The 23895-nt window shown below is 68.4% G+C and carries 20 protein-coding genes; 14 read left to right on the top strand and 6 right to left on the bottom strand.

Annotation, left to right across the window (positions count from 1 at the left end; all coding sequences use genetic code 11):
• Positions 1 to 12 precede the first annotated feature (12 nt).
• Complete coding sequence (gene plsB / locus Q0907_RS12935; RefSeq protein WP_296281613.1) at positions 13 to 2700, top strand: glycerol-3-phosphate 1-O-acyltransferase PlsB; 2688 nt, start codon at positions 13 to 15, stop codon at positions 2698 to 2700.
• Between the two features lie 161 nt (positions 2701 to 2861).
• Here plsB and Q0907_RS12930 read toward each other — a convergent pair whose 3' ends face one another.
• A complete protein-coding gene (locus Q0907_RS12930) occupies positions 2862 to 3581 on the bottom strand; it encodes a hypothetical protein (protein WP_299345379.1) in 720 nt (239 codons plus the stop codon).
• A gap of 597 nt (positions 3582 to 4178) precedes the next feature.
• Positions 4179 to 4385 carry a YdcH family protein gene (locus Q0907_RS12925; RefSeq protein WP_296281618.1) on the bottom strand — a complete coding sequence of 69 codons (207 nt, stop codon included), beginning with the start codon at positions 4383 to 4385 and terminating at the stop codon, positions 4179 to 4181.
• Between the two features lie 143 nt (positions 4386 to 4528).
• Here Q0907_RS12925 and ttcA point away from each other — a divergent pair, with 143 nt between their 5' ends.
• From ttcA to Q0907_RS12900, 5 genes are all read left to right on the top strand, one after another.
• Positions 4529 to 5440, top strand: coding sequence for a tRNA 2-thiocytidine(32) synthetase TtcA (gene ttcA / locus Q0907_RS12920; protein WP_299345376.1), 912 nt, complete (start codon positions 4529 to 4531; stop codon positions 5438 to 5440).
• Between the two features lie 65 nt (positions 5441 to 5505).
• Complete coding sequence (locus Q0907_RS12915) at positions 5506 to 6411, top strand: recombination-associated protein RdgC (RefSeq protein WP_296281621.1); 906 nt, start codon at positions 5506 to 5508, stop codon at positions 6409 to 6411.
• A 95-nt stretch (positions 6412 to 6506) separates the two neighbouring features.
• The gene (locus Q0907_RS12910) at positions 6507 to 6866 is read left to right on the top strand and encodes a hypothetical protein (protein ID WP_299345374.1); all 360 of its coding nucleotides are present in this window, start codon (positions 6507 to 6509) and stop codon (positions 6864 to 6866) included.
• 74 nt (positions 6867 to 6940) lie between these two features.
• Positions 6941 to 7735: a SprT family zinc-dependent metalloprotease gene (locus tag Q0907_RS12905; protein ID WP_299345372.1), complete on the top strand. Its 795-nt coding sequence runs from the start codon at positions 6941 to 6943 to the stop codon at positions 7733 to 7735.
• A 192-nt stretch (positions 7736 to 7927) separates the two neighbouring features.
• Positions 7928 to 8464 carry a hypothetical protein gene (locus Q0907_RS12900; protein ID WP_299345369.1) on the top strand — a complete coding sequence of 179 codons (537 nt, stop codon included), beginning with the start codon at positions 7928 to 7930 and terminating at the stop codon, positions 8462 to 8464.
• On the opposite strand, the gene Q0907_RS12895 is transcribed toward Q0907_RS12900, so the two are convergent.
• Positions 8444 to 9292 carry an alpha/beta hydrolase gene (locus tag Q0907_RS12895; RefSeq protein ID WP_299345366.1) on the bottom strand — a complete coding sequence of 283 codons (849 nt, stop codon included), beginning with the start codon at positions 9290 to 9292 and terminating at the stop codon, positions 8444 to 8446. The two genes, Q0907_RS12900 and Q0907_RS12895, sit on opposite strands and share 21 nt — an antisense overlap.
• Positions 9289 to 10248 carry a ferrochelatase gene (gene hemH, locus Q0907_RS12890; protein WP_299345363.1) on the bottom strand — a complete coding sequence of 320 codons (960 nt, stop codon included), beginning with the start codon at positions 10246 to 10248 and terminating at the stop codon, positions 9289 to 9291. Before hemH ends, Q0907_RS12895 begins: the two co-directional genes overlap by 4 nt.
• Positions 10249 to 10396: 148 nt before the next feature.
• Here hemH and Q0907_RS12885 point away from each other — a divergent pair, with 148 nt between their 5' ends.
• The 4 genes from Q0907_RS12885 (at position 10397) to tatC (ending at position 12849) form a co-directional block, all read left to right on the top strand.
• Positions 10397 to 11254: a lipid-binding SYLF domain-containing protein gene (locus Q0907_RS12885; RefSeq protein WP_299345360.1), complete on the top strand. Its 858-nt coding sequence runs from the start codon at positions 10397 to 10399 to the stop codon at positions 11252 to 11254.
• A gap of 81 nt (positions 11255 to 11335) precedes the next feature.
• Positions 11336 to 11557 (top strand): Sec-independent protein translocase subunit TatA, encoded by a 222-nt coding sequence (gene tatA / locus Q0907_RS12880; protein WP_296281632.1) that lies wholly within the window; start codon positions 11336 to 11338, stop codon positions 11555 to 11557.
• Positions 11558 to 11581: 24 nt separating this feature from the next.
• Positions 11582 to 12094: a Sec-independent protein translocase protein TatB gene (gene tatB, locus Q0907_RS12875; RefSeq protein WP_299345357.1), complete on the top strand. Its 513-nt coding sequence runs from the start codon at positions 11582 to 11584 to the stop codon at positions 12092 to 12094.
• On the top strand, positions 12091 to 12849 hold the full coding sequence (gene tatC / locus Q0907_RS12870; RefSeq protein ID WP_299345354.1) for a twin-arginine translocase subunit TatC: 759 nt from the start codon (positions 12091 to 12093) through the stop codon (positions 12847 to 12849). The genes tatB and tatC overlap by 4 nt, the downstream gene beginning before the upstream one ends.
• Positions 12850 to 13011: 162 nt before the next feature.
• Here tatC and Q0907_RS12865 read toward each other — a convergent pair whose 3' ends face one another.
• Together Q0907_RS12865 and Q0907_RS12860 are read right to left on the bottom strand one after the other, a co-directional pair.
• Positions 13012 to 13893, bottom strand: a complete 882-nt coding sequence (locus tag Q0907_RS12865; protein WP_299345352.1) for a BPSS1780 family membrane protein — start codon at positions 13891 to 13893, stop codon at positions 13012 to 13014.
• 33 nt (positions 13894 to 13926) lie between these two features.
• Entirely contained in the window at positions 13927 to 14658 is a 732-nt protein-coding gene (locus Q0907_RS12860; RefSeq protein ID WP_296281636.1) for a glutamine amidotransferase, read from the bottom strand.
• 91 nt (positions 14659 to 14749) lie between these two features.
• Between Q0907_RS12860 and glyQ the strand changes: the two genes are divergently transcribed.
• The 4 genes from glyQ to Q0907_RS12840 all read left to right on the top strand — a co-directional run bounded on the left by glyQ (position 14750) and on the right by Q0907_RS12840 (position 23873).
• Entirely contained in the window at positions 14750 to 15682 is a 933-nt protein-coding gene (gene glyQ, locus Q0907_RS12855; RefSeq protein WP_299345350.1) for a glycine--tRNA ligase subunit alpha, read from the top strand.
• 145 nt (positions 15683 to 15827) lie between these two features.
• Positions 15828 to 18005 (top strand): glycine--tRNA ligase subunit beta, encoded by a 2178-nt coding sequence (glyS, locus tag Q0907_RS12850; protein WP_299345347.1) that lies wholly within the window; start codon positions 15828 to 15830, stop codon positions 18003 to 18005.
• A 253-nt stretch (positions 18006 to 18258) separates the two neighbouring features.
• A complete protein-coding gene (locus tag Q0907_RS12845) occupies positions 18259 to 20043 on the top strand; it encodes an autotransporter assembly complex family protein (RefSeq protein ID WP_299345345.1) in 1785 nt (594 codons plus the stop codon).
• The gene (locus tag Q0907_RS12840; protein ID WP_299345342.1) at positions 20040 to 23873 is read left to right on the top strand and encodes a translocation/assembly module TamB domain-containing protein; all 3834 of its coding nucleotides are present in this window, start codon (positions 20040 to 20042) and stop codon (positions 23871 to 23873) included. The genes Q0907_RS12845 and Q0907_RS12840 overlap by 4 nt, the downstream gene beginning before the upstream one ends.
• Positions 23874 to 23895 lie beyond the last annotated feature (22 nt).

Here is a 23895-nt window from a genome sequence, read left to right as displayed (position 1 = left end):
GGGTGGGCCATAATGCGGTCGATGCCTGAACAGAATTCCCTGCCGTTCCCGGACGGCCCGACCCCGACGCCGCCGGAGAAGAAGCCGGGCGCGACGGACGTGCCCGTGCCTGACGCGACCCAGCCTCCGGCCGCGGATGTCGACATGCGTGGGACGGCCGGCCTGCCGATGGCCCCGGTTGCCCGCCAGGCGAAACGTCCGCTGTGGGCGCGCCTGCTCGGGCGCCTGGCCGACCCCTGGCTGGCCCTGAACATCGAACCCGCCGCGCCGGCCGAGCTGCTGGACGGCCGCCCGGTCTGCTACGTGCTGGAAGACTACGGCCTGTCGAATGCGCTGATCCTCGATCGCGCCTGCCGCGACGCCGGCCTGCCGTCCCCGCTGGTGCCCCTGCCCGTCGGGGGCAATCCGCTGGGCCGCAAGCGCGCCTACGTGGCCCTGTCGCGCCGCAACGCCAGCACGCTGATCCCCGACCAGGTCAGCGCCAAGACGCATTCCGGTTCGCTGGCGCGCCTGCTGGAAGCGCATCGCGCCAGCGCGGGCCTGGACGTGCAACTGGTGCCGGTCTCGATCTTCGTCGGCCGCGCGCCGGACAAGCAGAGCGGCTGGTTCTCGGTGCTGTTCTCGGAAAACTGGGCCATCGTCGGCCGTTTCCGCCGCCTGCTGGCGATCCTGTTGAACGGTCGCGGCACCATCGTGCGGTTCGCCCCGCCCGTGTCGCTGCGCGATACCGTCGACGAGGGCCTGGAACCCGAACGCACCGTCCGCAAACTCTCGCGCGTGCTCCGCACCCACTTCCACCGCATCCGCGAAGCGATCATCGGCCCCGACCTGTCCACCCGCCGCCTGCTGGTGGACCAGGTGCTCGCCGCCGACCCGGTCAAGGAAGCCATCGCCGAACAGGCCAGGCGCGACAAGTCCAAGCCCGAGGACGCGTGGAAGAAGGCGCATGCCTATGCGTGGGAAATCGCCGCCGACTATTCCAACCCGGTGGTGCGCTCGGCCAGCTTCCTGCTGAGCCATGTGTGGAACCAGATCTACGACGGCGTGCTGGTCCACCACCTGGACAAGTTCAAGGAGGCCGCGCCCGGACACGAAGTCGTCTACGTGCCCTGCCACCGCAGCCACATGGACTACCTGCTGCTGTCCTACCTGCTGTACGAACGCGGCATCGTGCCGCCGCACATCGCGGCCGGCATCAACCTGAACCTGCCGGTGGTCGGCACGCTGCTGCGCAAGGGCGGCGCGTTCTTCATGCGCCGCAGTTTCCGCGGCAACCCGCTGTACTCGGCCGTGTTCACCGAATACGTTGCGCAGCTGGTCTCGGGTGGTTATTCGCTGGAGTACTTCATCGAAGGCGGACGCTCGCGCACCGGCCGCCTGTTGCCGCCCAAGGGCGGCATGATCTCGATGACGCTGCGCGCGTTCCTGCGCCAGCCGCGCAAGCCGGTGCTGTTCCAGCCGGTCTACATCGGTTACGAGAAACTGCTCGAGGGCACCAGCTACCTGGACGAACTCAGCGGCCGCCCGAAGGAGAAGGAATCCATCTGGGCCGTGCTGTGGGGCATTCCCAAGGTACTGCGGCAGAACTACGGCCAGGTGGTGGTGAACTTCGGCGAGCCGATCCCGTTGAACGACGCGCTGTCCCGGTACGCGCCCGAGTGGGACGGCACGCCGGTCGGCGAAGAAGAAAAGCCCGCGTGGCTATCCGACATCGTCGATGCGCTGGCGCAGCAGATCCAGGTCAACATCAACCGCGCCGCTGACGTGAACCCGATCAACCTGTTGGCGCTGGCGCTCCTGTCCACGCCCAAGCACGCGATGGGCGAGGCCGATCTGGTCGCGCAGATCGAACTGTCGAAGACGCTGCTGGCCGAACTGCCGTACTCAGACCGCGTGACGGTCACGCCGCACTCGCCCGACCGCATCATCTCCCACGCCGAAGAAATCAACATGCTGCAGCGGATCAAGCATCCGCTCGGCGACGTGCTGAGCGTGGACGACGACACCGCCGTTCTGCTGAGCTACTACCGCAACAACGTCCTGCACCTGTTCACGGCCTCGTCGTGGATCGCGTGCTGCTTCCAGAACAACCGGCGCATGAGCCGTGCCGGCGTACTGCGGCTGGGCCGCACGCTGTACCCGTTCCTGCAGGCCGAGCTGTTCCTGCCGTGGAGCGAGGACGAGTTCGCCGAGCGCATGGAACGGACGATCGACGTGTTCGTGCGCGAAGGCCTGCTGCAGCAGGTCAACGACGACGACGGCGGCATCCTGGCGCGCAGTGCAGGCCAGACCGACGAGGTCTTCCGCCTGCGCGCGATCGGCCACTCGCTGCAGCAGGCGTTCGAGCGCTACTACATCGCCATTTCGGTGCTGGTGAAGAATGGTCCCGGCACGCTGGGTGCCGCCGAACTGGAGGGCCTGTGCCAGCAGGCCGCGCAGCGCCTGAGCCTGCTGTATGCGCCGGCGGCGCCGGAGTTCTTCGACAAGACCCTGTTCCGCGGCTTCATCCAGAAGCTGCGCGAGATGAAACTGGTGTGGCCGGACGAGAACAGCAAGCTGGTGTTCGACGAGCGCCTGGACGCGTGGGCGCGCGATGCCAAGGCCATCCTCGGCCGCGAACTGCGCCACACCATCGAAAAGGTCAGCCCGGAAGCGGCGAAGGCCGCCGCGCCGGCCGAGGTGCCCCCCCCGCAGGAGTGAGCGTGGTGATGCGGCGCGCAGCTGCGCCCGTCAGTGCGCGGCGGCGCTGTCCGCCCCGGGGACACGACCGAGGCGGTATCCGGCCGCACCGTGGAGCACGGCCAGGCAGCCCACGTCGGGTGGCCGCTCACCCGTGACGCGGTCTGGCAGCCGCGAGGGCATCAGCACATCGCGTGGAACGACCGCGTCAGCCACGCCTTCGCCGGCAGCGCGCGGGCCGGATCGCGTATCAGCCGGTGCAGCGGCGAGCCGCATTCGGACAGATACGGCTCGTCCTCCATCACCAGCACCATGCGCAGCAGGTCCACGCCGCCCGGCAGGATCGCCGGCGGCAGGTACTCACGGAATCCGTAGTGCTCGAACACGCCGTGCAGGAAGGGCTCGCAGGCGAGCAGGCAGAACTGGATGCGCGATTCCTGCGCCCACCGGTAGGCCTCCTCCATCAAGCGATCCACCACGGGCTTGTTGCGCTCGTCCGCCTGCACCGCGAAGCGCGTGCCCACGGCCACCTGCGACAACGGCCAGGTCCGCGCGAAGTCGTCGATCCGGAATAGGTTGCCGTATTCGACCTGCACCGCCAGCGGCGAGAAGTCGTGCAGCCGCAGAGTGGCGATCGCGTGCGAACCCTTCTCCACCACCAGCGTGGTGCCGCAGCCATCCAGGCCGTCGGTGACGCGCTTGCTGCGGTCGCCGAACTGGCCCTGTTCGTGGAAGTACACCTCGCGGCGCAGGCGCGGAACGTCGCCCAGCGCCTCGCCGGGCAACATGCGCCGCATCCGCAGTCCGATGCCGGCCAGCGCTTCGTCGGTCGCCGCCGATGCCAACCGGGCCTCACGGGCCGAGACCGGGATGCGGGGGTTGAAGGGTTTGTCCTGCTCCATGCCACTCCCTCGCCACCGCACAGGCGTGCGCGTGGCATGTCGTTGGGAACCGCGGCGCCGGCAGGACGGCAGGCGGTCCTTGGTCGGGGAAATCCCCACACCCGGACTACCAAGCAAGCATCGGGCCAACTGCCGCCGCGACCCGCCGGGACCGCGAACGACACCTGCGGCGGGCGTGGCATGGCGCGGCGGAGCGCCTGACGTGCGCACGGGCGGCGGCGCGGCACGCTTCCCGGTGACGCAGTGCGTCAGATTGCGCCTCCATCACGCGATTCCCGCCTGCGCGGTCGCGCGGTCTCTGCCGACGTCGTGGCTATACCCGCCCGCGGCACACGGTGGAAACCCGGGCGCCACACGCAATGTCGACACACACAGGGGAATCCGGTGCATTTCATGCATCTCATCCACCTTGCCCGCCTGGCGACATGCGCGGCGGCTATCGCTCTGGTGAATGCCCGTCCCGCGCCCGACCGCTCCTTTTCGAGTGGCATACTCCCGGCCGCCCTGACGGTGGACGGCGGGGCACTCGACCCGGCCCCCCGCTCCTGCTTCCGTTGGCCCGCCTCGCGGGCCAACGCCATGTCCGTCGTGCGGAACTCAGGCGGGCTCGTCCGGGATCAGTGCGCTCTCCAGGCGCGCGATGCAGTCTTTCAGCCACAGCTTGCGCTTCTTCAAGCGCTTGATCGCCACTTCGTCCGCGTCCGCATCATCGACGAGGCGCGCAATGGCGTCGTCCAGATCGCGATGTTCGACCCGGAGCGCGGCGATCTTGTCGGTGATGTCGGCGAGACTGTCGATGTTCACGCGATGAGCGTACACCGTCGCCCTCCCCACCGTCACCGCGCGCCGGTGCCGGCCGCACGCGACGGGACGGTGGCTGCCAGGCACGACGCGCCCCTCCGTGCGCCGGGGCAAGGGCGCGTCGGGGCGCCGGGTAGAATGGAGGCATGAGTACCGTCCTGCCCCTGCCCGACCCCGTCCTGCGCCGCCCGGCCGTCGACCCGCGCCGTATCGCGCATGAGCAGGGCAAACTGGCCAGGCGCCTGCGCCGCCAGGTCGGCCAGGCGATCGCCGACTTCGGCATGATCGAGGACGGCGACAAGGTGATGGTGTGCCTGTCCGGCGGCAAGGACAGCTACACGATGCTGGACATCCTGCTGCAGCTGCAGAAGAAGGCGCCGGTGCGCTTCGAGCTGGTGGCGGTGAACCTGGACCAGAAGCAGCCCGGGTTTCCGGAACAGGTACTGCCGGAGTACCTGGAACGCGTCGGCGTGCCCTTCCACATCATCGAGCAGGACACCTACTCGGTCGTCAACCGGGTGATTCCGGAAGGCAAGACCATGTGCTCGCTGTGCTCGCGCCTGCGCCGCGGCGCGCTGTACAGCTACGCCGAGGACAACGGTTTCACCAAGATCGCGCTGGGCCACCACCGCGACGACCTGGTGGCGACGTTCTTCCTCAACCTGTTCTTCCACGCCAAGCTCTCGGGCATGCCGCCCAAGCTGCTGTCGGACAACGGCAAGCACGTGGTGATCCGCCCGTTGGCGTACGTCCGCGAGGACGACATCGCCGCGTACGCCGATGCGAAGGCGTTCCCGATCATCCCCTGCAACCTGTGCGGCAGCCAGGAGAACCTGCAGCGCAAGCAGGTCAAGAAGATGATGGATGCCTGGGAGCGGGACACGCCCGGCCGCATCGAGACCATCGCGCGCGCGCTGGGCGATATCCGTCCGTCGCAGTTGAGCGACGCAAGACTGTTCGACTTCCTCTCGCTGGGCCATCGCGACGGCGCCCCGCTGCCGGACGCCCATGCATGGCTGGCCGGTGAGCCGCACGCCGACGGCGAGACACCGCAGTAACGCTTCCGTTTCGATCACTCCGCCCGTCCACGGGAGGAGCGACTTTTCCCAACTTCTGGATAATTATGTTCTTCCGCAATCTCACGCTGTTCCGTTTCCCGACCTCCCTCGATTTTTCCCAGCTCGACGACTTGCTGCCGGAGGCGGTGCTCAAGCCGGTCGGCCCGCTGGAGCTGTCCTCGCGCGGCTTCATTTCCCCGTTCGGTCGCGGCGAAGACGCGCTTTCCCACCGCATCAACGACGCCATCTGGCTCAGCGTCGGCGGCGAGGACAAGATCCTCCCCGGCGCGGTGGTCAACGACCTGCTGCAGAAGAAGCTGCTGGAAATCGAAGCGAAGGAAGGCCGCAAGCCCGGGGGCAAGACCCGCAAGCGCCTTAAGGACGACCTGCTGCACGAACTGCTGCCGCGCGCGTTCGTGAAGCCGTCGCGCACCGACGCGCTGATCGACCTGGAGCACGGCTTCATCGCCGTCGATGCGTCTTCGCGCAAGACCGGCGAGAACGTGGTGTCGGAAGTGCGCCGCGCCCTGGGCAGTTTCCCCGCCCTGCCGCTCAACGCCGAAGTGGCGCCGCGCAGCGTGCTGACTGGCTGGATCGCCGGCGAGCCGTTGCCGGAGGGCCTGTCGCTGGGTGAGGAATGCGAGCTCAAGGATGCGATGGAAGGCGGCGCGGTGGTGAAGTGCCAGAACCAGGAACTGCAGAGCGACGAGATCGCCAAGCACCTGGAGGCGGGCAAGCAGGTCACCAAGCTCGCGCTGGTGCTGGACGACCACGTGTCGTTCGTCCTCGGCGAGGACCTGATCGTGCGCAAGCTGAAGTTCCTCGACGGCGCGGTCGACCAGCTGGAGAACACCGAACACGACGACCTGCGCGCCGAGCTCGATGCCCGCTTCGCCCTGATGGCGGGCGAGCTGAAGCGGCTGTTCCTGGTGCTGGAGCATGCGTTGAAGCTCAGCAAGGTCGAAAGCTGAATCGGTCCGCGGTCCGAGGGTGGGATGCCTTCGCATTGACACGCGTCCGGAGGCGGGCGCAGGATCGATTGCCGACCACACAAGGAGAGAGTGAGATGAAGTCGATCCTGATCGTGTTTTCCCTGGGTGTCGCCTTGACGACGGCGGGATCATGCATGGCCACGCCCGAGTCGGCGCCTGAGGCGTCCACGCACGCTGCGCGCCACGACTTCAAGCTTGTCACCCCGGACGTGCTGACGCCCTCCGGCAAGCAGTTCATCCGCCAATGCGACGACAAGGCCTTCGCCGCCACCGATGACGAACGCGGCTTGGCCAACCGCTGCGAACGGCTGTTGACCGGCTGGCGTCAGGAGGCCCACGCGCTTGTCGCCTCCCAACCTCCCGGTCCCCCGTCGGTGGGCGTTCCCTACGGACGCCCCATGGCCAGTTCCTCGGCCTACCGGTACCGACAGTGATCGCGCCGGCCTGATGTCCCCACGAAGAAGCCGGCGCCTACGCCGGCTTCTTCGTTCACCGCTACGGCGTGCCCATGCTCCGACTGCTCCACCGCAAACCCGCCCCCCCGCGAAGCATCGAACGCGATGTGGTTCACCTGACGCTGGATGACGGCGCGACCATCGAAGTCCGCCGCGTCCGCGATCCCCGTGCGAAGCGCCTGAAGCTCAGCGTCGACGAACGCGGCGCACGGCTGACGCTGCCGTGGCGCGCGAGTTTGGTTTCCGGCGACCGCTTCCTGCAGCAGCATCGCGGGTGGCTGGGCGAACAGCTCGCCCGCCATGCACCCGATGACGACGCGATACCCTGGGCGCCGGGCGTGACGAGCCACCTGCCGCTGCGCGGCGAAGACCTTCCGCTGCACTGGCACGAGGGACGTTTCGCGCGGATCGAACGGCAGCAGGACGGCATCCATGCATTCCTGCCTGCCCGCCTCAGCGATGCGACCTTGCGGAGGACGCTGCGCGGCTTCTACGAGGCCGAAGCGCGTGCCGACATCGGTCGTTGGCTGCCGGGCTATCTCGCGGGACTGCCCCGGGCGCCGCGGCAGATCCGCCTGAAGGTGATGTCCTCGCAATGGGGGTCGCTGGCACCCGATGGCACCCTGACGCTGGACCTGGCGCTGGTGCTGGGCCGCCCTTCGGCGTTCGAATACGTGCTGGTCCACGAGCTGTGCCATCTGCTCCAGGCCAACCATTCGCCAGCCTTCTGGCGGGAGGTCGAAGTCCGCTTTCCGGCCTGGCGCGACGAACGCGCCTGGTTCCATGCGGAAGGGCGTCGGCTGAAGGCCTCGCTGCATCGTCTCCTCGAGACCCGCCAGGGCGGATGAGAAGGGATTGCATGTCCTGAGTGAGACGTGCGTCACGATTCAGTGGGGAGCCGATGGTGGCGGCCCCCCTGGGGAGCGCCGACACCTCGTCGGATCCTTCCCACTGCCGGTATCGCCATGGATCACCGCCCGCTTACCCCCCGTTCCCCTTCCCCTGCCGTCTCCGCCACGCGCGACGAACGTGCAGATTCGATGCGGAAGTTCTCGCTGTATGCCGTCCCCGCCTCCGAGACAGCGGCCAGCCTCAATGCCCGTCGCGCCCTGATGAGCCGCAAGAGCCTGTCGGTGGAAGAGGCCGGCAACCGCGCACGCGAGCGTCGGCGGGCTGCCAGTGCGATCCAGCGATTCGACCGTGTCGCCAGGCTGCTCCTCGCGCTGTTGTTGGTGGCCGGAACCGTGGCGTGGGTGGGCAGCGCGCGGGATTCGATTCCCACCCTCCTGGCCGGCTACGTGCTGCTGGGCTTCGCCGCCATAGCACTCATTGCACGCCTGACCCGCACGCCGGAGGCTGCGCGGCTTCCGCTGGAGCGGTATTACCTTCCCGACGAGCAACTGGCCAGTGCGGAAGACATCACCCTGCTGCGCCGCCTGGCGCAGGACGACAGCGAACTGGATGCCGCCACCACCGCATGGTGGCGGAGCAGCGCGCCGATCCGGAAGGGCGATATCGCGCTGGCGGTAGCGTTCCATTCCGCCAAGCGCGGCGCGTCAGGGCAGCAGAAACGCTGAGACCAGCGCGGCGACCGTCGCGGGGTCTTCCATGTGCAGGTGGTGGGTGCCGGGGATGACATGCAGCCGGCCGTCGGGCAGCAGTGCCGCCCGCTGCGAGCGCAACGGTTCCGGGAAATAGGCCTGCGGCGGGTCCGCGTAGACCACGGTGGTCGGACAGGCGACGCCTGCCACCAGCGCTGCCAGCTGCGCCTCGTCCAGTCGTTGCGGGGTGGGCAGGGTCAGGCGCGGGTCGCTGCTCCAGACATAGCCGCCGTCGACCGCCCGTACCCCGCGCTCGACCAGCAGGCGCGCGGCGGGTTCGCTCAACTGGTTCGCCTGCATGCGCGCCCGCACCGGTGCCGCGAGGTCGCCGAACACGCGCAGCTGCTTGCCCGGCAGCGAACGCGCAGCGGCGATCGCCTCGCGCCACCGGTCGGCCGTGCGTTCGACGGTCTCGGCCAGGCCACCGAGCGCTTCGATCACCACCAGGCGCTCCACGCGCTGCGGCACGGCGGCCGCCATCAGGCTGGCGATCCCGGCACCCATCGAATGGCCGAGCAGCGAGAACGTCTCCCAGCCCAGCGCATCGGCGATATCGAGCGCCGCGTTGACCGCCACGCCACTGGTGTACTCCGCCCCGGGCGCAAGATGCGCGCTGCGCCCATGGCCCGGCAGGTCCGGCACTACGAGCTGTATCCCGGGCAGATGGCCGGCGAGCGGGACGAAGCTGGCCGCATTGTCGAGCCATCCATGCAGGGCCAGCACGCGCGGACCCGTCTTCGCCGCACTGCGCAGCCCGCTGATGCGGCCCAGCGCGATGTCGACCTCGAATGCCTCCAACGTCATGCGCGCGCGTCGTCCGCTTGGCGGACCAGCGCAGCCAGCGCATCGGCATGCTGCCCATCATCGTTGAGGCACGGGATGTAACGCAGCTCGCCGCCGGCGTGCGCGACCTGCTCCGCGAAGCCGATACCGACCTCCTCCAGCGTCTCCAGGCAATCCACCGCGAAGCCCGGACACACCACATCGACCTTGCGCACACCGCGCGCCACCAGCGCCTGCAGGGTGGTGTCGGTGGCCGGTTCCAGCCAGCGCTCCTTGCCGAAGCGGGACTGGTAGGTCAGCGTCCACTCGCCGTCGCGCAGTCCCAGCGCCTGCACGATGGCACGCGTGCTGGCCTCGCAGCGCTGCGGATACGGGTCGCCGTTGCGCGCCAGTCGTTGCGGCAGCCCGTGATAGGAGAACAGCAGGTGCTCGCCCGCCCCCTGCCGCGCGCGCCATTGGCGGATCGCATCGACGACCGCCTGCACCCAACCGGCATCGACGGAATAGTCCTCGATGAAGCGCACCTCCAAGCCCGTCGCCTCGCGCACGACCACGTCGCGCACCGACTCGGTGGTGGTCGTGGAGTACTGCGGATACAGCGGCAGCACGACCACGCGGCGGATGCCCTCGGCCCGCAGCGCCTGCAGGCGGCTGGCCACCGATGGCTCGCCGTAGCGCATCGCATCCCGCACGCGCCATGCCGGCAACCGTGCCTGCAGCGCAACGGCCAGGCGACGCGTGTACACGGCCAGCGGCGAACCCTCGGGCAGCCAGATGCTGGCGTACTTCGCGGCCGCCTTCGGTCCCCGCAGCGGCAGGATCAGGAAGTGCAGCAGCGGGCACCATAGCCATCGCGTCAGCTGCACCACGCGATGGTCGTGCAGGAATTCGGCCAGGTAGCGCCGGACGGCGCGGGGTGTCGGCGCCTCGGGCGTACCGAGGTTGACGACGAGCAGGGCGGTGGGCGTGTCGGACATCCGCGTATTGTGGCAGAGCCCCTGCATCGCACCGAGCCGGTCTTGCGCCACCGGTGGTCGGCGCCCGCTGTCAGCACCGATTCATCCCTGCGCGCCTACTTTCAAGCAGTTGCAGCGTCCTGCTGCGAAACCCCCTTATGGAGCCGCCATGAACCGCACCTCCCGTCGCCTGCTGCCGCCCACCGCGCTCGCGCTGGCCGCCGCCCTGTTCGCCGGCCAGGCCATCGCGGGGCCGAAGGAAGACGAGCGCGCCGCCAATGCAGTGCGCGTGCTCAACGAAATCCAGCGCATTCCGGAAAACGGCATTCCCGACAAGCTGCTCGACGAAGGGCGGGCGATCGTCGTGATCCCCGACACGCTGAAGGCGGGGCTGGTGATCGGCGGCCGTCGCGGCCACGGCCTGATGTCGGTGAAGAACCCGGACGGCAGCTGGTCGCAGCCGGTCTTCATCAAGCTCACCGGTGGCAGCATCGGCTTCCAGGCTGGCGTGCAGTCGTCGGACGTGGTGCTGGTGTTCCGCAACGACCGCTCGCTCGACTCCATCGTCAACGGCAAGTTCACCCTCGGCGCCGACGCAGGCGTGGCCGCCGGTCCGGTGGGCCGCAACGCCAGCGCATCCACCGACGGCCAGCTGAAGGCCGAGATCTGGTCGTGGTCGCGGGCGCGCGGTCTGTTCGCCGGGGTGGCGCTCGATGGCGCGGTGCTGCAGATCGACGACGAAGCCAACACCTCGGTCTACGGCAGCGCCGCCACGCCTCGCGCCATCTTCGAGAGCCGCGCCGGGCAGCCATCGGATGCGGTGGTCGGCTTCCGCGACGAGCTGGAGGAAGTCACCGAACTGGCACGCGGCAACCGTGGCACGACCGGCGTAACGGCATCGGCCGCTCCGCGCGCACCTGCGCCCGCCGTCGCGCCGGTGGTCGTCGAAGCCCCGGCCCAAGCGCAGGGATTCGAGCCCGTGCAGGACGGCGAGGTGCGCACCGAACCGCTGGATGGCACCCCGTAACGGAAGTAATGGGCGGTGGATCGCCATCCCGGCGGTCTGCCTGCGCTATCCTGAGCGCCCCAACTTTCCTGCGAGCACACCATGGGCGGTTTGAGCATCTGGCATTGGATCATCGTGCTGGTGGTCGTGTTGCTCGTCTTCGGCACCAAGCGCCTGCGCAATGCCGGTCAGGACCTAGGCGAAGCGGTCAAGGGTTTCAAGAAGGGCATGAAGGACGACGACAAGCCCGCCGGCCAGCTCGATGACCAGTCGCGCAGCGACGCATCCGACGCCGCCAAAGAGCGCGACCGCGACGCCCGCTGATCCGGCGGGACGTCCGCCGCGACCATGTTCGATATCGGTTTCAGTGAACTGCTGGTCATCGCGGTCGTCGCGTTGATCGTGCTCGGCCCCGAGCGCCTGCCCAAGGCGGCGCGGTTCGCCGGCCTGTGGGTACGACGCGCCCGCGCGCAGTGGTACTCGGTGAAGGACGAGCTGGAGCGCGAGCTCGCGTCCGAAGAACTCAAGCGCAACCTCAAGGATGCTCAGGACGCCCTGCGCGATACCGAGCAGCGTATCCGCGACAGCGCGCGCGAGACCGAACGCCAGTTCGAGGACGTGCGCCAGGCGGCGCGCGAGGACGCCAAGGCGCTTCGCGACGACGTCGAATCCGCCATCACGCCACCGGCCCTCGCCAGGCCACCGGAGGTGTCGCCCGATCCGGATCCGGCCGTCGGCGTGGACGAGGAGCGTACGCCGATCGCGACGACCGATACGCAGCACGGCCTGCCGGCAAGCGATGCGCCGGCACCGGATGCAGGCACCACGGCCGACCTCTTCCCGCCGAAGGAAACGCGATGAATCGCGCCTCCCCGGATCAGGAAGCCGAAAGCAGCCTGATGGAGCATCTGCTGGAACTGCGCACGCGGCTGGTACGCGGGCTGGCGGGCACCGGCATCATCCTGCTGGCGCTGCTTCCCTTCGTCCGGCAGCTGTACGACCATCTGGCGCAGCCCCTGATTTCGCAGCTGCCCGCAGGCCAGGCGACGCAGATGATCGCCAGCGACCCGACGTCCGGGTTCTTCGCGCCGATCAAACTGGCGTTCTTCCTCGCGTTGTTCCTGTCCTCGCCTTGGTTGCTGTACCAGGCATGGAGCTTCGTCGCGCCCGGCCTCTACAGGCATGAGAAGCGCCTGGCGATGCCGCTGCTGGTGTCAGCCATCGTGCTGTTCTACGCGGGGTGCGCGTTCGCCTACTTCCTCGTGCTGCCCAGCGTGTTCCACGCACTGACGGTGTTCACGCCCGACATCGTGACGCTGGCGCCTGACCCGGCGAAGTACCTGGACTTCGTGATGGTGATCTTCCTGGCCTTCGGCGTGAGCTTCGAGCTGCCCGTGGCCTTGGTGATCATGGTGCTGCTGGGCTGGGTGACGCCGCAGCAGCTCCGCGAAGGTCGCGGCTACGCAATCGTCGGTGTCTTCGTCATCGCCGCACTGATCACCCCCCCCGATGTGGTGTCGCAACTGATGCTCGCGATCCCGATGTGCCTGCTGTACGAACTTGGCATCATCGCGGCCGGATGGCTCAAACCGAAGCCGGGGCCCGAAGCGTCGTAGTCGCGCGGCTCTGCAAGCGATGCTGCCTCGACCGCAAGTGATCGCTTGTCGTAGCGCCGCGCTTGCTCCGCTGCTCCGACCGACGTTGGCCGGCGGCTCGGCCGAGCAAGCCCGGCTCTAGGGAATGCGGAGTGGGCGTCTGCGCCGGTCTCGGCCTGTGGCCTAAACCTCGATCCGCGACGGCGCCGTCGGCACACCCGCCGCATCCGCGCCTTCACCCAGCATCTGCCGCCACGCCGCGTACGCCGCGCCGGCCAGCACCGGCATCACCAGCGCCATCAGGGTGAACTGCCACAACCCCATCGCGATCGCCGCGCCCACCGCCAATGCCAGGATCGACGCGACCAGGAAGGAGCCCATGCCGATGGCGAAGATGGCGATGCCGGCCAGCAGGTAGAACACCAGCATCGCGGTCCAGTTGTGCAGGCAGGCACGCAGGCTGTTGCGCATCGCGTCCATCACAGGCGTGCTCGAGAACAGGATCTGGGGCGAGGCGATGAACGTCATCCACTTCACCGCCACGAAGGCCACCGCCACCAGGAGCAGCCACAGCAACAGGCGTCCGGCGGGCAGGCCTTCGACGAGCGAAGGATCGGGCTGGCCGCCGGCGGCCGCGATGGTCTGCATCTTCTGGTAGACGTCCGCCAGGTGCTGCAACTGTTCGGTGCCCACGAGCACGAACAGCAGCGCACCCATGGCCAGTGCCGCCAGCAGTTGCGGCAACAAGGTAGCCAGCAGCGCCGGCGCATGACCGTCGCGGACCGGTTGCAGCAGGTTCGACGGCTGCGCCGCGCGACCCTGGTCGACTTCGCGCACGGCCCAGAGCATGCCGGCGAAGAACAGCGGCCCCGCCAGCACCAGCAGGAACTGCATCGCCAGCGTCATCGCCGGCACCGAGACCGCCACCAGCGCCACGCCCATCGACAACAAGCCCCACAGCACCGCCAGCGTCGCCAGCGGCACCGGCGCGCGCTTCAGCAGCGCGAAGCCCGCCAGCAGCCATTCCGCGCCGGCACTGGCCGGCACCTTGTTGATCGTCGACATCGGGGATCTCTGGGAGAAGTACAGCAGGAAGGCTCAGCGCGCGTGCAGGCCACGCGCATGGCGGACGAACCGCCGCAATAGTTTGCGGGCTTGCGGCGCCGCCGTCACGCCGCGGGCGATGGTGCCGGGGCAGCGGCCCTCGCTGCGCAGGTGCTCGGCGCGGGCGTGCACGTAGCCGCGCATGTGGTGGGTGGCGAATTCGGGATGGAACTGCACGCCCCAGGCGCGATCGCGCCAGCGGAACGCATGGCAGTCGTCCTGCTCGGACCGGGCCAGCACGGTCGCGCCATCCGGCGGCCGGGCCACGGTCTGTACATGGGTGGCGTGGGCCGTGAACTTGCGCGGCAGCGCGGCGAAGAGCGGATCGTCCTGTGCCTGCGGGTGCAGGTCGATGTGGACCGTGCCGGATTCGCGCCCGGCCGGGTTGTACGCGACCTCGCCACCCAGCGCATGCGCCAGCAACTGGTGCCCGTAGCAGATACCGAGCAGCGGCAGGCCCTCGTGGGCGGCGTCGCGCAGCCAGTCGGCACTGCGCTCGCTCCAGTCGGCGCGGTCGGTGACCATGGCGGCCGAGCCGCTGACGATGACGCCGGCGAAGCCTTCGCGCGATGGCAGCGCATCGCCGCGCTCCACATTCGCCACCACGGTCTCGTGCGCCTCCAGCCCGGCGGCCACGCGGATCCAGTGCGGGAAGCCGCCATAACGCCGCATCGAGCGCACCGGCTGGCCGGTTTCGACGATGAGGAAAGGGGCTTTCACGGACATATCCACGACGGCGGCGAACGGGCGGAAAACGGCGGAAGGACAAGGGCTTGCCCGTATACTAGCCCGCTTTTCCGCAGTGCACGATAACGCGATGGCCGGACAAACCATTTCACCGGTAACCACCTTCCAGGGCCTGAGTTTCCAGGCGCTGATCCAGACCCTGAACCAGTACTGGGCCGACCAGGGCTGCGTGCTGATCCAGCCGCTGGACCTGGAAGTCGGCGCCGGCACCTTCCATCCCGCCACCTTCCTGCGCGCGCTCGGGCCCGAGCCGTGGAATGCCGCCTACGTGCAGCCCAGCCGCCGACCGACCGACGGCCGTTACGGCGAGAACCCCAATCGCCTGCAGCGCTACTACCAGTACCAGGTGGTGATGAAGCCCAACCCCGACAACATCCAGGAGTTGTACCTGGGGTCGTTGAAGGCGCTGGGCATCGATCCGCGCGTGCACGACCTGCGCTTCGTCGAGGACAACTGGGAGTCGCCGACGCTCGGCGCCTGGGGCCTGGGTTGGGAGGTCTGGCTCAACGGCATGGAAGTCACCCAGTTCACCTACTTCCAGCAGGCCGGTGGCCTGGAATGCCGGCCGGTACTGGGCGAGATCACCTACGGTCTCGAGCGCCTCTGCATGTACCTGCAGAACGTCGACAACGTCTACGACCTGGTATGGACGGTCGGCCCGCAGGGCGTGGTGAAGTACGGCGACGTGTACCACCAGAACGAGGTGGAACAGAGCACGTACAACTTCGAGCACGCCGACGTGGAAGAACTGTTCCACCGCTTCGACGCCTGCGAGAACGAAGCGCTGAAGCTGGTCGAGGCCGGCCTGCCGCTCCCCGCCTACGAGCAGGTCTGCAAGGCCAGCCACAGCTTCAACCTGCTGGACGCGCGACGCGCGATCTCGGTCACCGAGCGCCAGCGCTACATCCTGCGCGTGCGCAAGCTGGCGCAGGGGGTGGCCGAGGCTTACTACGCGCAGCGCGAAAAACTGGGTTTTCCTGGTTTGAAGAAAGAATCTGCTTGAAGCCCCTCTCCCACCGGGAGAGGAGTTGGGGAGAGGGTACGGCGGAATCCGGATCGTTCACCCCCAATGACTCCGCCGCACCCTCATCCGCCCTTCGGGCACCTTCTCCCGCAGGGAGATGGGAACAACGCAAGGTTGCATGCACATGAGCGAACAAAAACCCCTGCTGATCGAACTGGGCACCGAAGAACTGCCGGTCAAGGCACTGCCGGGCCTGGCGCAGGCCTTCTTCGATGGCGTGATCGCGGCGCTCGACAAGCGTGGCATCGGCCACGAGCGCGGCGACGCCAAGCCGCTGTACACGCCGCGCCGCCTGGCGTTGCTGCTGCCGGCCGTGGACGTGGAACAGCCCGAGCAGACATCCGAAGTGCTCGGCCCGTACCTCAACATCGCGCTGGACGCGAACGGGGCACCGACCCGGGCGCTGGAAGGTTTCGCTGCGAAAGCGGGCATCGACTGGACCGCGCTGGAGCGCACCACCGACGGCAAGGGCGAGCGCTTCGTCCATCGTTCGGTGAAGCCGGGCGCGAAGACCGCCGACCTGCTGGCCGATATCGTGCGCGAGGCGCTGGCCGGCATGCCGATTCCCAAGCCGATGCGCTGGGGCGACCACGACTACGCGTTCGCGCGGCCGGTGCACTGGCTGGTGCTGCTGCTGGGCAAGGACGTGGTGGACGCCGAGGTGCTCGGCGTGAAATCCGACCGCATGAGCCGCGGCCATCGCTTCGAACACGACAAGCCGGTCTGGATCGGCCAGCCAGATGATTACGTGGATGCGCTGCGTGGCGCCAAGGTGCTGGTCGATGCCGACGCGCGCCGCGCCCGCATCGTCGAGGAAGTGCAGAAGGCCGCGGCGCAGGCCGGCGGCAGCGCGCGCATCACCGACGACAACCTCGAGCAGGTGGTCTGCCTGACCGAGTGGCCGGCGGCGGTGCTGTGCAGTTTCGAATCCGCGTTCCTGGCCGTGCCGCAGGAAGCGCTGATCGAGACGATGGAGATCAACCAGAAATTCTTCCCGGTACTGAGCGACGGCGGCAGGCTGACCGAGCATTTCATCGGCATCGCCAACATCGAATCGCAGAACGTCGACGAAGTGCGCAAGGGCTACGAACGCGTGATCCGTCCGCGCTTCAGCGACGCGAAGTTCTTCTTCGACGAGGACCTGAAGCAGGGACTCGTCTCGATGGGCGACGGACTGAAGACCGTCACCTACCAGGCCAAGCTGGGCAGCGTCGCCGACAAGGTCGCGCGCGTGGCCGCGCTGGCGGAGACGATCGCCGCGCAGGTCGGTGCAGATCCGGAACAGGCTCGCAAGGCGGCGCTGCTGGCGAAGAACGATCTGCAGTCGCGCATGGTCAACGAGTTCCCCGAACTGCAGGGCATCGCGGGGCGCCACTACGCGCTCGCGGCGGGTGAAGCGAAGGAGATCGCGCTGGCCATCGACGAGGCCTACCAGCCGCGCTTCGCCGGCGACGACATCGCGCTGTCGCCGCTGGGCAAGGTGCTGGCGATTGCGGAGCGGCTGGATACGTTGGCGGGCGGATTCGCGGCGGGACTGAAGCCGACCGGCAACAAGGATCCGTTTGCGCTGCGGCGGAATGCGCTGGGGTTGGCGAGGACGGTGATCGAGAGTGGGTTCGCCCTCGACGTAAAGGGTTTGATCTCCGAATCAGTAGATTCCACCACAAACGCGATGCTTTTCGTCAAAGCAGAAAAGCAGTTGTCGGACGCAGAAGATGCGAAGAAGAAGGGCGTAGTCGTTGCCAATGTGCAGGTCGGCAGTACGCAAATGCGTGATAACGAAGACATCGCGATTGAAATCTACGACTTCATCCTCGACCGCCTCCGCAGCTACTATGCCGAGAAGGGCGTGCCTGCCGCGCACTTCAACGCGGTCGCCGAACTGAAGCCCGCCTCCCTCTACGACTTCGACACGCGCCTCGACGCCATCGGCACCTTCGCCGCACTGCCCGAAGCCGAAGCGCTGGCCGCCGCCAACAAGCGCATCGGCAACATCCTGAAGAAGGCCGACATCGCCATCCCGCATGCGATCGACCGCGCGCTGCTGACCGACCCGGCCGAGAGCGCGCTGGCCGAAGCGGTGGAAGCGGTGCTCGGCGAGACGGACGAAGCCCTGCACCACCACGACTACGTCACCGTGTTGAACCACCTCGCCCGCCTGCGGCCGCAGGTCGATGCGTTCTTCGACAGCGTGATGGTCAACGCCGACGACCCGGCCGTGCGTGCCAATCGCCTGGCCCTGCTGAAGCGCCTGGCTGATCGCTTCCGCGCGGTGGCGGCGATCGAGCATCTGTCGAGCTGAAGCTTGTTTCCTTCTCCCCGCATGGCGGGGAGAAGGTGCCCAGCGGGCGGATGAGGGGCAGAGCGCGGTGCTTGTACAGGCGCAGCAGTGCCCCTGCTCCGTTCGCCCCTCACCCGCCTTCGGCACCCTCTCCCCGCACGCGGGGCGAGGGATCACTCCACATGCGCGATCAGCGTGGCTTCCCGTGAACCGCGACTCGCGTGACGCCCGCGACCTTTCACCCCGCTTAACCCTCACCGGGTATCCTCCCCGCATGTGTCGATTCCCCCGCCTCGCCACCGTCGCCGTTCTGCTCGCCGCCACCGGTCCCGCCTGGGCTGCGGCCATCGTCGACAAGGTGCAGGTCGAGGGGCTGGACGACGAACTGATGGTCGAGAACATCAACGCCGCGCTGTCGCTCAACGACTCGCTCGGCAATCGCCTCGGCGAATCGCGGCTGGAATACCTGCTGGGCGAAGCCGTCGCCGAAACGCGCGAGGCCCTGGAGCCGTTCGGCTACTACTCGCCCACCATCACCATCGATGCCCCGCGCAGCGAGGCCGCGGAAGACGAGCGCCTGACGGTGGTCGTGCGCGTGCAGCTCGGCGAGCCGGTGCGGGTGCGCAGGCGCGACCTGTCCATCGAAGGCGAAGGCGGCGAAGACCGTTACCTCAAGGAAGACCTGGCCGCCTTCGCGCCGGATGTCGGGGATGTCTTCGACCACACCACCTATGAGGCGAGCAAGCTGGCCATCGTGCGGCGCCTGGCGGACCGCGGTTACTTCGATGCGGACTTCACCCATCGCCGCGTGGAGATCACGCGTGCCGACCACGCCGCCGACATCGCGCTCGGCTGGGTCAGCGGCATCCGCTACGACATGGGGGCGACGACCTTCCACCAGGACAAGTTCGACCCCGGTCTGCTCGACAAGCTGGTGTACTGGGAAGAAGGCAGCTACTTCCACCAGGGCAAGCTGGACCGGCTGCGCGAATCGCTGGTCGGGCTGGACTACTTCTCCAGCATCGACATCCAGGCCAATCCCGACAAGGCCGTCGACGGGCGCGTGCCGATCGACGTGAACCTGGAGCTGGCCAAGCGCGACATCTACACCGCCGGCCTGGCATACGGCACCGAGAGCGGCCCGGGTATCCGGCTGGGGCTGGACCGGCGCTACGTCAACTCGCGCGGGCACAAACTTTCCACGCACCTGGATTACGCGCAGAAGCGCAAGACGCTGCTCACGCAGTACCGCATCCCCGCGTTCAAATGGCTCGATGGCTGGTACACGGTCGGCTTGCAGGCCAGCGACGAACAGACGGATTACATCGACCTGCGCCATGTCGAGTTCACCGGCAGCCGCAGCGGCCAGGTCAGCGAGGACTGGACGGCGGTGGCCTCGATCCACGCGCTGCGGGAACGCTGGCGCTATGTCGAGGATGATCCGTTGACCGGCCTGCCCGACACCACCGTGCAGTACGCCACGTTCACCTACCCGTCGCTGCGCGCGGACTACACCAATTCGCCGGTCGGTTCGAACCGTCCCGACCAGCTGGCAGGGTCCCTCCTGTTGCGCGGCGGCGTCGACGGCGCGGGCTCGGACGCCAACTTCCTGCAGTTCCACATGCGCGCGCGCTGGTCGCAGCGCTACAAGGCCAACAGCACGCTGATCGTGCGCGGCGAATACGGGCACACCTTCACCAGTTCGCTGGTGGCGATGCCGCCTTCGCTGCGCTTCTTCGCCGGCGGCGACCGCAGCATCCGCGGCTACGCCTGGCGCGAGGTCGGGCCGCGCCGCGGCGACTACGCGCTTGGCGCGAAGAACGTGCTCACCAGCAGCGTTGAATACGAGTTCTATCCGAAGGGCGGTCCTTACGGCGGCGCGGTGTTCGTGGATACCGGCAGTGCGTTCGACGGCACGCGCCCCGACCTCAGCACCGGCATCGGCGTGGGCCTGCGCTGGCGTTCGCCGGTCGGTCCCGTCCGCCTCGACGTGGCGCATGGCCTGAACGACCCGGATTCCAGCTTCCAGATCTACCTCAACATCGGGACCGACCTGTGAGGAAGAAGGCGCTCCCCGACGACCTGACACCGGAAGAGCGCGAAGCGCGCATCGCCGAGTTGCGCGCGCGCCGCAAGGCGCGCATGCGCACGTTGGCGATCCGCAGCGCGATCGGCAGCGGCGTGCTGCTCGTGCTGCTGTGCATCGGCCTGTACTGGCTGTTGCAGACGGTGGCCGGGCGCGACGTGCTGCTGGCGCAGATCCAGGCGCGGCTGCCGGCGGACGCATCGCTGACATACAAGCAAGTCGATGGCCCCATCGCCGGTCCGCTGACGCTGCGCGGCGTGGATTTCCGCTGGGACACGATCCGCTTCACCGCAGACGAGGTCTATCTGGAACCCGACCTGCGGCCGCTGCTCGGCAAGCGCCTGCGCCTGGACGTGCTGAAGCTGCGCGGCGCGATGCTCGACGTGCCCGAAAGCGACGAACCGTTCGAGCTGCCGCGCTGGCCCGACGTGTTGCCGCAGATCGAGATGCCGCTGGCGATCCAGGCCGACGGCCTGGAGATCGACCGCTTCCTGATCCGCCAGAGCGGACAACCGGTCATCGACATTTCGCGCGCAACCGGCGCGATCGACATCGGCAACGGGTACGTGCATGCGCAGAAGCTGGCCATCGCCAGCGACCGCGGCGCATTCGGCGTGCATGGCAGTTACGCACCGCGTGACGGCTACGCCACCGACCTCACCGCGACGGGAGTGTTCCCTGCGCCACTGGGTCGCACGCCCGCGCGCATCGGCCTGGTGGCACGCGGCGATCGCGCGCGCATGAACGTCGGCGTGTCGGGCGCTGCGCCGGCCCCCGTGCGCGCCACGCTGACGCTGCGCGGCGAGACGAAGCCGACCTGGAACTTCGCGGCGAAGTCCGACGCCCTGGATCTCTCGCTGCTCGGCGTGATGGAGGACAGCACCCCCGTTTCGTTCGACCTGGTCGCGAAGGGCGCCGGGGGTGCCGCCGACCTGCAGGGCACGTTGCGGCAGGGCGACATCGCGGTCGTCATCGAACCCTCGCACGCGCGCATCGACGGCGAAGTGCTGACCGTGGAGCCGCTGGCGATCCGCGCGTTCGACGGCTATGCCTCGCTGCGCGGCCGCGCCGATTTCACCGCGCCGGAGAATCCCGGATTCCGATTCGCCGTCAACGCGCGCGGCCTGCGCTGGGGTACGGAAGCGGACAGCATGATCGGCGCCGAAGGCGACTTCGGCCTGGCCGGCAAGCTGGACGCCTGGGCCGCCATCGGCAAGGCCACGCTGACGCGCGGCGATGAAAGCGCGCTGCTGGAATTCGATGGCCGCGGCAATGCCGAGCGCGTGCAGCTGGAAACGCTGCGCGCCACCATGCCGACCGGCACGCTCGATGCGACCGGCACGGTCGGCTGGGCGCCGGTGCTGGATTGGGACGTGAAGGCGACGCTGGCCGGGTTCGATCCCGGCTATTTCGCAGCAGGATGGACCGGCAACGTCTCCGGCAACCTCGCATCGAAGGGGCGCCAGCGCGAGGATGGCCTGTTCCAGGGCGCGCTGGACATACCGAAGCTGAGGGGTCGCCTGCGCGACCGGCCGCTGGATGCACGCGGCACGTTCGCGCTCGACGGCAACAACGGCGAAGGCGATCTGGCCTTGTCGCTCGGCGGCAGCCGCGTCACCGCGAAAGGCAAGGTGGGCGATACGCTGGCCATCGACGCCGCGTTCCGCCCGTTCAACCTCGCGGACCTGCTGCCCGAGGCCAGCGGCACGCTCGCCGGCACGGTCAGCCTCACCGGCGCCCGCAATGCGCCGAACATCGATGCCGACCTCGGTGGCGAGAACCTGCGCTGGAACGACTGGAGTGCGGGCACGCTCAGCCTGCGCGGGCGCCTGCCCTGGCGCAGTGGCAGCGGCAACCTGGCGCTGCAGGGCAGCGCGGTGGACGTGGGCGCGGTACTGGACACCGTCGCTCTCAACGCCCGAGGCGCCGTGGAAGACCTGCGCTTCGATGGCGACGCGCGCAACGCGATGGGCGCCGTCGCGCTGTCCGGCACCGCGCAGAAACGCGGCGCCCACTGGCAGGGCACGCTCGACGCGTTGCGCATCGCGCCGTCGAAGGGCAACCCATGGACCTTGCGGCAACCGGCACGCTTCGCGCAGAACGGCGCCAACTGGACGCTGTCCGAGAGCTGCCTCGGCTCCGACATCGGGGGCGAACTGTGCGCCAGCGCAAACTGGCCGCGCCAGGGGCTGGCCGTGCGTGGCGAAGCGCTGTCGCTCGCACTGGTGCAGCCGTGGCTGCCGCCGGCCGATGGTCGTCCGCTGACGCTGCGCGGTGAGTTCACCCTCGATGCCACGCTCCGCCCCGCCGGCAACGCCTGGCAGGGCGAAGTGCACCTCGCGTCGCTGGATGGCGGCCTGAAGATGGGCACCACCGCGCGCGGCGAGATCATCCGCTACGACAACTTCACCCTCGACGTGGACTTCACCCCGCAACGCATCCAGGGCCGGCTGGGCACCGGCTTCAAGGGCGACGGTTACGTGGATGCGACGTTCAACACCGGCTGGGACGCATTCGCGCCGCTGAAGGGCGACCTGTACTTCCACAACTCGCGCCTGTTCTGGATGGAGCTGTTCTCGCCGGACCTGGTACGCCCGCGTGGCAAGTTGGCTGGGCATATCGGCGTGGCGGGCACGCGCGGACGACCGCTGCTGAGCGGCGAAGCGACGCTGACCGAATTCACCGGCGAACTTCCCGCGCTGGGCGTGTCGCTGACCGACGGTGGCGCGGAGCTGGTCGCACTGTCCGACGGCAGCGCGCGCATCGACGGAAGCATGAAGACCGTGTCGTCCACCGGCGGCACCGGCACCGGCGGCATCCTCAACGTGTCGGGCACGCTGGGCTGGAACAACGACACCACGCCACTGCAGTTCCAGGTGCGCGGCGACAACGTGCTGGTCGCCGACACCACCGACCTGCGCGCGGTGGCGTCGCCGAACATCCAGGTGGGCTTCGCCGACAACACCATCCAGGTCCGCGGCGAGGTAGGCATCCCGTCGGCGACCATCGATGTCGAAAAACTGGACGACGGTGTGTCTGCCTCGGAAGACGTCGTGATCCTGGACCCCGTCGATCCCGAGCGCGCACCCAGTTCGCGCCTCGACCTGGACCTGTCGCTGAAGGTCGGTGACGAGGTCAGGTTGAAGGGCTATGGGCTGGAAGGCACGCTGGCCGGCACGCTGCACGTGCGCTCGCAACCGGGCCGCGAAATGCTGGCGACCGGCCGGCTCGATGTGGACGGCCGCTACGAGGCGTACGGGCAGAAGCTGCGCATCACCCGCGGCGAACTGACGTGGAGCAACAACGCCGTCTCCGATCCGCGCATCAACATCCGCGCCGAACGCGACGTCGTCAGCGCCAGCGTCACCGCCGGTATCGACGTGACCGGCCGTGCCAGCCAGCCGCGTGCGCGCGTGTGGTCCAACCCGGCGATGTCCGAGTCCGAAGCACTCGCCTACCTGGTGCTGGGCCGCTCGCTCAACACGGCGAGCAGCGACGAAAGCCAGCGCATCAACGCGGCTTCGTCCGCACTGGGCGCGGGCGCAGGATTGCTCGCGTCGCAATTGGGCGCGAAGATCGGGCTGGACGATGCGGGGGTGCTGGAATCGCGCACGCTGGGCGGCTCCGTGTTCGGCGTGGGCAAGTACCTCTCACCCAAGCTGTACGTCAGCTATGGGGTCTCGATGATCGGCTCCGGATCGGCGGTGACGCTGAAGTATTTGCTGCGCAAGGGGTTCGACGTGGAAATCGAATCCAGCACCATCGAGACGCGCGGCTCGATCAACTGGCGCAAGGAGAAGTAGGCGTGCTGCCGTCGCTGACGGC

This window comes from uncultured Pseudoxanthomonas sp., from assembly GCF_947498795.1.
In the GTDB taxonomy this organism is placed as follows: Bacteria; Pseudomonadota; Gammaproteobacteria; order Xanthomonadales; family Xanthomonadaceae; genus Pseudoxanthomonas_A.
The sequence above is the reverse complement of the archived record's forward strand: the minus strand, read 5'-3'. Positions and strand labels throughout refer to the sequence as shown.

Coding starts and splice junctions, on each gene's coding strand:
- plsB (WP_296281613.1), top strand. CDS start 13: ATGCGGTCGATGCCTGAACAGAATTCCCTGCCGTTCCCGGACGGCCCG.
- Q0907_RS12930 (WP_299345379.1), bottom strand. CDS start 3,581: ATGGAGCAGGACAAACCCTTCAACCCCCGCATCCCGGTCTCGGCCCGT.
- ttcA (WP_299345376.1), top strand. CDS start 4,529: ATGAGTACCGTCCTGCCCCTGCCCGACCCCGTCCTGCGCCGCCCGGCC.
- Q0907_RS12915 (WP_296281621.1), top strand. CDS start 5,506: ATGTTCTTCCGCAATCTCACGCTGTTCCGTTTCCCGACCTCCCTCGAT.
- Q0907_RS12910 (WP_299345374.1), top strand. CDS start 6,507: ATGAAGTCGATCCTGATCGTGTTTTCCCTGGGTGTCGCCTTGACGACG.
- Q0907_RS12905 (WP_299345372.1), top strand. CDS start 6,941: ATGCTCCGACTGCTCCACCGCAAACCCGCCCCCCCGCGAAGCATCGAA.
- Q0907_RS12900 (WP_299345369.1), top strand. CDS start 7,928: ATGCGGAAGTTCTCGCTGTATGCCGTCCCCGCCTCCGAGACAGCGGCC.
- Q0907_RS12895 (WP_299345366.1), bottom strand. CDS start 9,292: ATGACGTTGGAGGCATTCGAGGTCGACATCGCGCTGGGCCGCATCAGC.
- hemH (WP_299345363.1), bottom strand. CDS start 10,248: ATGTCCGACACGCCCACCGCCCTGCTCGTCGTCAACCTCGGTACGCCC.
- Q0907_RS12885 (WP_299345360.1), top strand. CDS start 10,397: ATGAACCGCACCTCCCGTCGCCTGCTGCCGCCCACCGCGCTCGCGCTG.
- tatA (WP_296281632.1), top strand. CDS start 11,336: ATGGGCGGTTTGAGCATCTGGCATTGGATCATCGTGCTGGTGGTCGTG.
- tatB (WP_299345357.1), top strand. CDS start 11,582: ATGTTCGATATCGGTTTCAGTGAACTGCTGGTCATCGCGGTCGTCGCG.
- tatC (WP_299345354.1), top strand. CDS start 12,091: ATGAATCGCGCCTCCCCGGATCAGGAAGCCGAAAGCAGCCTGATGGAG.
- Q0907_RS12865 (WP_299345352.1), bottom strand. CDS start 13,893: ATGTCGACGATCAACAAGGTGCCGGCCAGTGCCGGCGCGGAATGGCTG.
- Q0907_RS12860 (WP_296281636.1), bottom strand. CDS start 14,658: ATGTCCGTGAAAGCCCCTTTCCTCATCGTCGAAACCGGCCAGCCGGTG.
- glyQ (WP_299345350.1), top strand. CDS start 14,750: ATGGCCGGACAAACCATTTCACCGGTAACCACCTTCCAGGGCCTGAGT.
- glyS (WP_299345347.1), top strand. CDS start 15,828: ATGAGCGAACAAAAACCCCTGCTGATCGAACTGGGCACCGAAGAACTG.
- Q0907_RS12845 (WP_299345345.1), top strand. CDS start 18,259: ATGTGTCGATTCCCCCGCCTCGCCACCGTCGCCGTTCTGCTCGCCGCC.